The organism is Agrobacterium sp. DKPNP3, assembly GCF_052686535.1.
The window spans coordinates 1-11070 of sequence record NZ_JBQYSN010000127.1 but is presented as its reverse complement, the minus strand read 5'-3'; the positions used below and the strand labels follow the sequence as shown (position 1 = coordinate 11070).

Annotated in this window: 8 protein-coding genes; 4 read left to right on the top strand and 4 right to left on the bottom strand. The window is 58.4% G+C overall.

What is annotated here, in order from left to right; translation table 11 throughout:
- Nucleotides 1-638 (bottom strand): hypothetical protein (locus ACUTJJ_RS23080; protein WP_445543550.1); only part of this gene is annotated, 638 nt, incomplete at its 3' end.
- A gap of 319 nt (nucleotides 639-957) precedes the next feature.
- Here ACUTJJ_RS23080 and ACUTJJ_RS23075 point away from each other — a divergent pair.
- Nucleotides 958-1734 (top strand): AAA family ATPase, encoded by a 777-nt coding sequence (locus ACUTJJ_RS23075; protein WP_445543551.1) that lies wholly within the window; start codon nucleotides 958-960, stop codon nucleotides 1732-1734.
- Between the two features lie 78 nt (nucleotides 1735-1812).
- A complete protein-coding gene (locus ACUTJJ_RS23070; RefSeq protein WP_445543549.1) occupies nucleotides 1813-3144 on the top strand; it encodes an MFS transporter in 1332 nt (443 codons plus the stop codon).
- Between the two features lie 69 nt (nucleotides 3145-3213).
- Here the strand turns inward: ACUTJJ_RS23070 and metH are convergent, their stop codons facing one another.
- Entirely contained in the window at nucleotides 3214-6987 is a 3774-nt protein-coding gene (metH, locus tag ACUTJJ_RS23065; protein WP_445543548.1) for a methionine synthase, read from the bottom strand.
- A gap of 180 nt (nucleotides 6988-7167) precedes the next feature.
- On the opposite strand from metH, the gene ACUTJJ_RS23060 reads away from it, so the two are divergent.
- Complete coding sequence (locus tag ACUTJJ_RS23060) at nucleotides 7168-8427, top strand: AGE family epimerase/isomerase (RefSeq protein WP_445543547.1); 1260 nt, start codon at nucleotides 7168-7170, stop codon at nucleotides 8425-8427.
- A gap of 69 nt (nucleotides 8428-8496) precedes the next feature.
- Here the strand turns inward: ACUTJJ_RS23060 and ACUTJJ_RS23055 are convergent, their stop codons facing one another.
- Together ACUTJJ_RS23055 and ACUTJJ_RS23050 are read right to left on the bottom strand one after the other, a co-directional pair.
- Nucleotides 8497-9057: a dual specificity protein phosphatase family protein gene (locus ACUTJJ_RS23055; protein WP_404496960.1), complete on the bottom strand. Its 561-nt coding sequence runs from the start codon at nucleotides 9055-9057 to the stop codon at nucleotides 8497-8499.
- A gap of 209 nt (nucleotides 9058-9266) precedes the next feature.
- On the bottom strand, nucleotides 9267-9719 hold the full coding sequence (locus ACUTJJ_RS23050) for a hypothetical protein (protein WP_445543546.1): 453 nt from the start codon (nucleotides 9717-9719) through the stop codon (nucleotides 9267-9269).
- Nucleotides 9720-10139: 420 nt separating this feature from the next.
- Between ACUTJJ_RS23050 and ACUTJJ_RS23045 the strand changes: the two genes are divergently transcribed.
- Nucleotides 10140-10769, top strand: a complete 630-nt coding sequence (locus ACUTJJ_RS23045; protein WP_144577295.1) for an outer membrane protein — start codon at nucleotides 10140-10142, stop codon at nucleotides 10767-10769.
- Nucleotides 10770-11070: the final 301 nt, after the last annotated feature.

Sequence of the window (11070 nt, the reverse complement as noted above, 5' to 3'; positions counted from 1 at the left end):
AAAGCTCTGGCGGGGGTGCCGGTCCGGGCCGGTAACGGCTCTTCCGGTGCCGGACCACGATCCTTCAGACCGCGCGATACCGGCTCGGCAGGCGCGTCGCTCTGGTTTCGTTTCGCCAGCCGCGCCCTGCGAGCCTCAAGCGGCGCGAGCGGCTCCTCCTCATCCTGCGCCTTGCTGGCCTTGACAAAAGACGTTGTGGACAAGCGGCCAAGCCAACGCACGATCTGCATCGTCTTGTGAACCAGCACGAAGATGCCGACGACGACGACGGCGAGCACGATCGCAAGCGTCCAGGATGCGTTGCTGCCCCTTGCCGCCCGCTCCATGCGATCCTTCGTCGTCGGATCGAATCCAAGCTTCGCTTTCAACCTGGCGATATCCGCATCGGTAAGTTTGCTGTACCACTCGCCACGATATAGAACGTAGCCGCTGTTCTTTTCGCTATTGAGATAACCGAGGTCATAGGCCTCCCCGTTGCGGAGAAACGGCTCTGTGTCCGGCAGGTCGTAAACAAGATCGATCGTCTCGCCGCCGCCAAATGCGGGGAAGATAGAAAACCGGAACCGACCCGCCTCGGATTCACTTGCAAATATCGCAAAAAACAGAAATGCGACCGAAAAGAGTGCAAGATGCATCATTCAGATATCTCAAATATAAAATATGGATAACAATTAAACACGCTCCATTAATTTGGAGTTTATTCTGTTTATATAAGTCTAAATTTTATTTATATTAGAGAAAATCGACGAACAATACATGGAAATATAGGATTTTATATTTTAGTAATCAAAAAAAATCAAAAATTCCAGAGCGCCATAACCGATCCCGGTTGGCGCAGCAGCCATTGGCGCAGCCGGCGCGCGACGATAGACTGCAATGAACCGCAATCGATTTGCACCATCTCCTTGATCGTGCATCGGTGTGTGGCGATCGGAAAACTGGATGAAGGACCGCGACATGCTGTTTCTCGACAGCGTTACGATGAAGGAAACGCAGACTGACAGGAACGACTATCCCTTCTCCGTTCCGGCGCTGCGGCATCTGGAGCGTCTGGACTTCAAGACGCCGATCACCTTGTTCGCCGGCAATAACGGCTCAGGCAAGTCCACCTTGCTGGAGGGGTTGGCGGCAGGCATGACGGCCTATGCGATCGGCAATCACGGCCAGGTGGCGGGCGATCTTTACCTCCAGCACGCCGAAACGGTCGCAAAGGCATTTTATTTCTCCCGCAAGAAATACCCGAAAATCCGCATGTTCCTGCGCGCTGAGGACGTGCTGGGCTACATTCGCCGCCAGAATGAGGAGGCGCTGGACGATTTTCGGTGGGAACGCGAGAAAGCTCTGAAAAAAGGCGAAGACTTCCCCGAAGAAACCCCGGAAACTTTTCGCAGGATTGTCCGCCACAATATTCTGGATTCGAGATCGCACGGTGAGGGATTTCTCGACATCCTCCACCGCCGGGTCCATGGCGCAGGCCTCTATTTTCTCGACGAACCCGAGAGTCCGCTTTCCATGCAGAAGCAACTTGAACTGGCCGAACTGATCCGCAGCGCGGCCGACCATGGCGCGCAGCTGATCATCGCCACCCACTCACCTGTGCTGCTGGCCATTCCCGAAGCGACGATCTACTCCTTCGATGACGATGGAATTAGTGAGCGTCTGTACGATGAACTGGACAACATCAGCTTCCTGCGGCGTTTCCTCGACCGTCCGTCAAAATACCTGAGCGATTGAGCATCGATAAGGCTTGAAATCGCAGCGCGCATGTCGCATTCCCATAAGTAATACATAATTTAGAAGAGAAGCGGCGTCATGTCTCCCACCACCACCCCGGCAGCAGCCCGGCAACTCAACAGCCAGGATTACAAAACGCTAGGCCTTTCGGCACTGGGCGGTGCGCTCGAATTTTACGACTTCATCATTTTCGTATTCTTCGCGACCGTTATCGGACATTTGTTCTTTCCGCCTGAAATGCCGGACTGGCTGGTGATGATCCAGACTTTCGGCATCTTTGCCGCCGGCTATCTGGTCCGTCCGCTCGGCGGCATTGTGCTGGCGCATTATGGCGACCGGTATGGCCGAAAGCGCGTCTTCGCCTTCTCCATCCTCCTGATGGCGCTCTCCACACTCGGAATGGCGCTGATGCCGACCTATGCCACCATCGGCGTGGCCGCTCCCATCCTGCTCATCATCCTGCGCATGCTGCAGGGTGCGGCCATCGGCGGTGAAGTACCGGGTGCATGGACCTTCGTTGCCGAACATGTGCCTTTCCGCCGCGTCGGCCTTGCCTGCGGTTTCCTCACGTCCGGTCTTTCGTTCGGCATCATGCTGGGCTCACTGATCGCCTTTGCCATCAACTCGCTCTTCACACCGGAAGATGTGGCCGGTTACGCCTGGCGCATCCCTTTCCTGCTCGGCGGCGTATTCGGCCTCATCGCGGTCTATCTGCGCCGCTGGCTTGAGGAAACGCCAATCTTCATGGAAATGAAGAAGTCCAAGTCGCTCACCGACAAGCTGCCGCTTGGGCTGGTGCTGAAGCATCATATGCGCGGTGTGATCATCTCCGCCCTGCTGACATGGGTTCTGTCGGCAGCTATCGTCGTCACCACGCTGATGACCGCCACCTTCCTGCAAAAGCTCTACGGCTATACGCCAACGCAGGCGCTCGCCGGTACCAGCTTCGGCACGCTCTTCCTGATCTTCGGCGTCATCATCGCCGGCGCCCTGATCGACCGTGTCGGCTCGGGCATCTTCTTCATGGGCGCCAGCATCTTCTTCGGCGTCGCCACTTTCACCTTCTATAGCTATGCCGGAACCTCGCTTCAGACCATGTTCGTGCTCTATGGCGTCATGGGCCTTTCCGTCGGCATGGCAGGTGCGGTGCCCTATGTCATGGTCCGCGCCTTCCCGGCCTCGGTCCGCTTCTCCGGCCTCTCCTTCGCCTACAATGTCTCCTACGCGGTCTTCGGCGGGCTGACGCCGATTGGTGTGACGACAGCGCTTGCGATCAACCCGATGGCGCATGCCTGGTATCTGGTGTTCATCGCCATCCTCGCCTTCGCGCTCGGCGTCTATCTCTATCTGCGCGGCAGCGAGATCGAAAGTCATGTCGGCATTGAAGAATTGGCGGCGTTGCGTTCGTAGGTTTGACGAAAATCAAAAAAAGCGCGGGCAGGCCCCGCGCTTTTTATTGAGGAGGCAATGCGTCGAGCCTCACGCCGCGCTGTCGATCTCTTCTGCCGCATTCGTCGGCACATAGTTGAGCACCGGGCCAAGCCAACGCTCCACCTCTTCCACCGGCATGTCCTTGCGGCGCGCATAATCGAGAACCTGATCGCGCTCCACCTTGGCAACGCCGAAGTAATAGCTTTCGGGATGGCCGATATAGATGCCCGACACGGAAGAACCCGGCCACATGGCATAGCTCTCCGTCAACTCCACACCCGCTGCATTGGTGGCGTCGAGCAGGGCGAACAGCGTCTTCTTTTCGGTGTGGTCGGGCTGGGCCGGATAGCCGGGCGCGGGCCGAATGCCCGCATAGGCTTCCGAGATCAGTTCGTCGCCATTGAAGTTCTCCTGCGGCGCGTAGCCCCAGAACTCCGTGCGCACCCGCTCATGCATGCGCTCGGCAAAGGCTTCCGCGAAACGGTCGGCCAGCGCCTTGACGAGGATGGACGAGTAGTCGTCATTCGCGCGCTCGAAACGCTCGGCAATCGCCACTTCCTCGATACCCGCCGTCACCACGAAGCCGCCGACATAATCGGCAACGCCGCTATCGGCAGGGGCGACGAAATCGGAAAGCGCTACATTCGGACGGCCGTCACGCTTGGAAAGCTGCTGGCGCAACGTGAAGAAGGTCGCCAGTTCTTCTTTACGGCTTTCGTCCGTAAACAGCCTGATATCGTCGCCCACGGCATTGGCCGGCCAGAAGCCGATCACCGCGCGCGGCCGGAACCACTTCTCCTCGATAATCTTCGCAAGCATCGCCTGCGCATCGGCATAAAGCTGCCGCGCCGCCTCGCCCTGCTTCTCGTCATCGAGGATCGCCGGGAAACGGCCCTTCAACTCCCATGTCTGGAAGAAAGGCGTCCAGTCGATGTAACGGGAAAGCTCCTCGAGGTCATAGGTCTCGAACACCTTGGTGCCGAAGAACTGCGGCTTGACGGGCTCATAGCCAGACCAATCGATCTTATGCGCATTCTCCCGGGCGCGGGAAAGCGGCAGGCGCTGCTTCTCACGCTCGTTGCGGGCATGAGCCTCCGCCACCTTGGCGTATTCGGCGCGGATGCCATCGATATAGGCAGGCTTCTGCTCATCAGAGAGAAGCGCGGAAACGACACCCACGGCGCGCGAGGCATCGGTGACGTAGATCGCCTGCCCTGCCTCGTAACGCGGATGGATTTTCACCGCTGTATGCACACGGCTGGTGGTTGCGCCGCCGATCAGGAGCGGAATGTCGAAACCCTGCCGTTCCATTTCGGCGGCCACATGCACCATCTCGTCGAGCGACGGGGTGATGAGGCCGGAGAGGCCGATCACATCGACCTTTTCCGCAACGGCGGTCTCGAGGATCTTGGTGGCGGGCACCATCACGCCGAGGTCGATGATCTCGTAATTGTTGCAGGCGAGGACGACGCCGACAATGTTCTTGCCGATATCGTGCACGTCTCCCTTGACGGTCGCCATCAGCACCTTGCCTGCGGCCTTCTTCTCTTCGCCGCCATTCAGGCGCTTTTCCTCTTCCATGTAGGGAAGCAGAACGGCAACCGCCTGTTTCATCACGCGGGCGGATTTCACCACCTGCGGCAGGAACATCTTGCCTGAACCGAAGAGGTCACCGACCACGTTCATGCCGGCCATCAGCGGCCCTTCAATGACGTGCAGCGGACGCTCCGCCTTCTGGCGCGCCTCTTCCGTATCGGCCTCGATATAGTCGGTGATGCCGTTGACCAGCGCGTGCTCCAGCCTTTTCTCGACGGGAAGTTCACGCCAGGACAGGTCCTGAACTTTGGTATCCTTGGCGCCTGTGCCACGGAAACGCTCCGCGACCTCCAGCAGGCGTTCGGTCGCATCGTCGCGGCGGTTCAGCACCACGTCCTCGCAGGCCTCGCGCAGCTCCGGATCGATATTGTCGTAAACCGCAAGCTGACCGGCGTTGACGATGCCCATATCCATGCCAACCTGGATGGCGTGGTAGAGGAACACGGCATGCATCGCCTCACGCACCGGTTCGTTGCCGCGGAAGGAGAAGGACAGGTTGGAAACGCCACCGGAAATATGCGTAAGCGGCATGGTTTCGCGGATGGTCTTGGTGGCCTCGATGAAATCAACGCCGTAATTATTGTGCTCCTCAATACCGGTCGCGACGGCAAAGACGTTCGGATCGAAGATAATGTCCTCTGGCGCCAGGCCGGCTTTTTCGGTCAGCAGCTTGTAGGCACGCGCGCAGATTTCCACCTTGCGCTGATAGGTGTCCGCCTGCCCGACCTCGTCAAACGCCATGACGACAACCGCCGCACCGTAATTGTGGACGAGCCGCGCCTGCTGGAGAAACTTTTCCTCGCCTTCCTTTAGCGAAATCGAGTTAACGATCGACTTGCCCTGAACGCATTTCAGACCGGCCTCGATGATCTCGAACTTGGACGAGTCGATCATCACAGGCACGCGGGCGATATCAGGCTCGGCGGCGATGAGGTTCAGGAACTCAACCATCGCCTTTTCGGAATCGATCAGGCCTTCATCCATGTTGATGTCGATGATCTGCGCGCCGTTTTCCACCTGGTCGCGGGCAACGGCCAGCGCCGCCGTATAGTCACCGGCGGTAATGAGCTTGCGGAACTTGGCCGAGCCGGTGACGTTGGTACGCTCGCCGACATTGACGAAGGGAATGTCCTTGGTCAGCACGAAGGGCTCAAGGCCCGAAAGCGACATGAAGGGCTTGTGCTCGGGGATCGGGCGCGGCTTGTAATCCTTGACAGCTTCGGCGATCGCCCGGATGTGCTCTGGCGTCGAGCCACAGCAACCGCCAACGATGTTGACGAGGCCGTCGCGGGCAAAACCCTGCACCTGACGCGCCATCATCTCAGGCGTTTCGTCATATTGGCCGAACTCGTTCGGCAGGCCGGCATTGGGATAGGCGCAGACGAAGGTATCGGCGACATCGGACAATTCCTGCAGATGCGGACGCATGGCGTCGGCACCCAGCGCGCAGTTCAGGCCGATGGTGAAGGGGTTGGCGTGGCGCACCGAGTTCCAGAACGCCGAAGGCGTCTGGCCGGACAGCGTGCGCCCGGAGAGATCGGTGATCGTGCCTGAGATCATGACCGGCAGGCGGATGCCTTTTGCCTCGAAACGCTCCTCGCAGGCAAAGATCGCCGCCTTGGCGTTCAGCGTATCGAAAATCGTCTCGATGAGGATGATGTCGGCACCACCGTCGATCAGGCCATCGATCTGTTCGCCATAGGCAATGCGCAGGTCGTCGAAACTGACGGCACGGTAACCGGGATTGTTGACGTCAGGGGAAATCGAGGCCGTGCGGTTGGTGGGGCCGATGGCGCCCGCCACGAAACGGCGGCGGCCATCTTCCCGCTCCGCACGCTGGGCGGCGCGGCGCACGATCTGTGCGCCTTCGCGATTGAGATCGTAGACGGCATTTTCCATCTCGTAATCGGCCTGCGCAATGCGTGTGGACGAAAACGTGTTGGTTTCCAGAATATCAGCACCCGCCATGGCGTAGCGGTAATGGATGTCTTCGATGGCATCCGGCTGGGTGAGGATCAGAAGATCGTTATTGCCCTGCTGGTGGCAGGCGCAGCCGATGAAGCGATCACCGCGAAAATGATCTTCGTCAAAACCGAGCCCCTGGATTTGCGTACCCATGGCGCCGTCGAGAATGAGGATGCGTTCGCTTGCAGCTTTGCGCAGCGCCTGGAAGATTTCCGCGCCGTCGCGCTTTGCCCCCACAGGGCCGAAAAGATCGTCTAACACCGGCACACTCCCCATTTCCGCTTCGCAAAACCACAAATCGTCAAGTCACATAAAGATATGTTTATGTCAATATATCTTCAAGGCAAAGGAAAGTCTTTGCGCCCATGGGGCACGTTACGAAATATCGCTGCCAGATGACAGGCCTCTATGGCAAGGATATAAGCCGAAGCAGCAAATCGCATGGAGGAAGACATGGCCGAGGACGACCACAACAGCCGCAACTGGAATACACTGCCCTGGCACCGCCAGTGGCTGGTAAAACAGTCCGAGGCGCTTTTCGACTTCTTCCAGTACCGGGCGCTCAATCCTGCCGGCGGCTTTTTTGATCTGGACGCCAAAGGCGTGCCGCTGCAGCCGAACGACCCGGTGCGCGGCATCCACGCCTCCGCCCGCATGGTGCATTGCTTCTCCATCGGCCATCTGCTTGGCCGTCCGGGCTGCGGCGATATCGTCGACCACGGCATGACCTATCTCTGGCACAGACATCGCGACAGCGACCATGGCGGTTATTTCTGGCAGGTGAATGATGCCGGCCCAGTGGATGCCACCAAGCAGGGTTATGGCCACGCCTTCGTGCTTCTGGCCGCCTCTTCCGCCAAAACCGTCGGCCACCCGCTCGCCGACCGGATGCTGGCCGATATCACCGATGTGCTGGAAACCCGTTTCTGGGAGGAAAAGCACGGCGCTATCGCCGAGGAATTCAACCGCGACTGGTCGCCCATCGACAATTACCGTGGCCAGAACTCCAACATGCATCTGACCGAAGCATTGATGGCGGCCTATGAGGTGACCGGCGACAATAATTACCTCGACAAGGCCGAACGCATCGCCGATCTCGTCATCCGCCGCCGCGCCGGCGAACTGGATTTCCGCGTGCCGGAGCATTTCGACGAAAACTGGACCCTCGACAAGGATTATCGCGGCAACGAAATGTTCCGCCCCTCCGGCTCCACACCCGGCCATTGGCTGGAATGGGCCCGCCTTATCCTCCAGCTCTGGGTGCTGGGCGAACGCCGGCACGACTGGATGCCTGTCGCCGCCAAATCCCTGTTCGTGCAATCCATGGCGCTTGGCTGGGACCGGGACAAGGGCGGCTTCTTTTATACGCTCGACTGGAATGACACTCCCGACAAGCGGGCGAAACTCTGGTGGCCCATGTGCGAGGCGGCGGGTGCGGCCCACTTCCTCAACGAAAACCTGCCGGCCGACCCCTTCTACGAGGATAGTTACCGCCGCATCTGGAGCACGATTGCCAACAGCTTCATCGATCATGAAAACGGTGGCTGGCATGAGGAGCTGACGGAGAATCTGGTGCCCGCTCACACGCTATTCCCCGGCAAGGGCGATATCTACCACGCGCTCCAGGCCTGCCTCATCCCGCTCTTTCCGGCAGCGGGAAGCCTGACAAAGGTCATCCGCGACAGCGGTGGAGACTTCTAAGGCGCGCTGCGAGACCATTGGTTATGCCGGCCCAGGGCCGGCATAACGCCACACGCGTGAGGCTGCGCATCAGAACCCGATCGTTTCCTCGAAATCATCCCAGGACTGATACATTTCATAGCGCCCGATGCCGGGTATAGGCACGTGTCCGTAATAGGGCGAGAGTTGGAATTCGGCGGCGGCCTCGCTCTTGCCGGCCACGGCAGACACATAGATCGCGGAGGCAAGGCCTGTTCGGTTCGCCCCATGTTCGCAATGGATCAGGACAGGCTTTTCGGCATTTCGCAGCACGGCTGCAAGCGTTTCCGAATCGTCGACCGAAAGCTTTTCGCTCGAGCTCATCGGATAATCGATAAGGCGGATGCCGTTGTTTTTCGCCGCGCGACTCTCAGCCTCATACCATCCCTCGCGCTTTTCATCGCGAAGATTGATGATGGTCTTGATCCCGTAAGCCTTGGCATAGGACGCGATGTCCTTGCCGCTCGGCTGAGCCGAACGGTACAGTTCCCCGGGTATGACCTCATGAAAATTTCCGGTCAGCTGACCGATGCCCATATGCGCGCCGGCCAGAACCGGAAGCCCAACGACGCAGACAGCAGTGATTTTCAGAAATCTCAGAACAAGGCGCAAAACATTAACCCACGAAGCCGATCGGATGCAGGGGAAGTGGCATTGCAAATGGACGAAAACAAGTCAGCAGGTGCTGACGTTTCAGCCGCCCGCCGCAGTTTGGGCACCGAACTGCCACTTGAAGCCGCTGAGATATAAGGCCTTTACGACACCCACTGACCGGATCGAGATTTTTCAAAATGCCGTGATGGCTGCAGGCCCTGACGTCTTCAGCCAAATTCCGCTGAGATAACGGTGACGCGCCATTCCAGCCGTTGCGGCTCTACCCGCTCATTGTTGCGCAGCCGGGAAGAGCGGCAGGCGGAAAAAGTCTGACCCGCCTCTATTCGCCTCTCACTTACCTGATAGGGATCAAAGGCAACCGAGGCGCGGAAGGCAGGTTCGAACCCTTCGAGCGTATAGGTCAGCCGCTGCACCGCGACCGCATTGTCGTTCCGAAAGCTGACGCGGATCGGCAGTGCCGGGTCCGGGCAAGCCGCGTCGAAGCTGGCGGTTGCAATAATATGTTCGAGGCGCTGGCTACCGCGCTGCCAATCATAAATCACGAATGCCGCCGTTGTGGTCCAGATCAGCAGAAGGCCGATGACGACGGATTTCAGATGCCGTGGAAATGCAATGAGAGAAATGAGAAGGATGGCACTGAGAACGGCTCCGACAATCACGTCGCCCCTCCTCCGCTAAAATCAATCTCCATCCGATCTCATCCTCCCATGCCTTATCACCCTCGGCCTGTCTTTAGGGGCCAATGCCGTCCGACCGACCGTATGCGCCATGACGTCGAAGCAAAGGCTGCGGCAGACAGCCACAACTTTATGGTCGCCTTCCCCCCTGTCAAGACAACCAAGCGTGACACCTTGCATCTCAACCCTGGCACCTTCGATGGAACAACACGCGGAACCAAATGCAGCCAAAGGCGTTCGCAGCAACAGTAGAATGATGCGGGGCGATAAAAAGCCGCGATCCGGGGTCGTTGGCCAAGCAATGCCAAGAGGACGCAAAGCCTCTTGGAACCGCGAAATCCAGCCCCATATCTAAAGTAGCTAATTTATGCTATGGATGTCAGTCAGCTCAGGGAGAAAACGATGAAAACGCTGATCGTAACGTCACTCCTGGCCCTGTCGGCCAGCACGGCGATGGCCGCGGATGCAGTGTATGAAAACCCGGCACCGCCAGTCGCACAGGAAACGCTGCCCGTCTTTACCTGGTCTGGACCTTACCTCGGTATTCAGGGCGGTGCAGGCTGGGCGAACGGCGATTTTTCAGCCGGCGGACCCGTCGTATCGGATAGTTTCGATGGTGGCGTTCTTGGTGCCTTCGCAGGCTATAACTACCAGTTCGATAACAACTTCGTCCTCGGTATCGAAGGTGATGTCGATTACAACTGGAACGACAACGACTACGCGGGTGTCAACGTCGGCACCGACTGGCAGGGATCCGTTCGCGGACGCGTGGGTTATGCCTTCGACCGCGCATTGATTTACGGTACTGCCGGCTGGACCGCGACCCGCGGCTTCATCGAAACGCCCGGCGGCAAGGACAGCACGACCTTCAACGGTTATACCGTTGGCGCAGGCCTGGACTATGCGTTTACCGACAACGTGTTCGGCCGCCTGGAATATCGTTACAACGATTATGGCGACAAGGACATCTTCGGCATCAATACCGATTTCGATCAGCACACGGTCAAAGTGGGTCTGGGTGTGAAATTCTGATCACCGACCAAATTTACCAGGAAAAGCCCGGCCAAGCCGGGCTTTTTGCGTATAGGGGCTAAATTCCTCCCCACCCGTTCGGCTTGCTCGCCGACGCAACATGAACATTCGGCAATCCGCCATTCACAGGCCGTTCACCCATACTGTGCCATCATCCGGGCATAATAGGCCTCTATCTCCGCAAGCAGACTTATGGAGTAGCCCAGATGAAAAAGATCATTCTTTCTACCATTGCCGCGCTTATCGCGACTGGCAGTGTTTTTGCGTCCTACGGCACCGCTGCCGCGCAGGATTATCCCTA

Excerpts from the sequence above, each read along its gene's own strand:
- ACUTJJ_RS23075 (WP_445543551.1), top strand. The coding sequence starts at position 958 with ATGCTGTTTCTCGACAGCGTTACGATGAAGGAAACGCAGACTGACAGG.
- ACUTJJ_RS23060 (WP_445543547.1), top strand. The coding sequence starts at position 7,168 with ATGGAGGAAGACATGGCCGAGGACGACCACAACAGCCGCAACTGGAAT.
- ACUTJJ_RS23045 (WP_144577295.1), top strand. The coding sequence starts at position 10,140 with ATGAAAACGCTGATCGTAACGTCACTCCTGGCCCTGTCGGCCAGCACG.
- ACUTJJ_RS23070 (WP_445543549.1), top strand. The coding sequence starts at position 1,813 with ATGTCTCCCACCACCACCCCGGCAGCAGCCCGGCAACTCAACAGCCAG.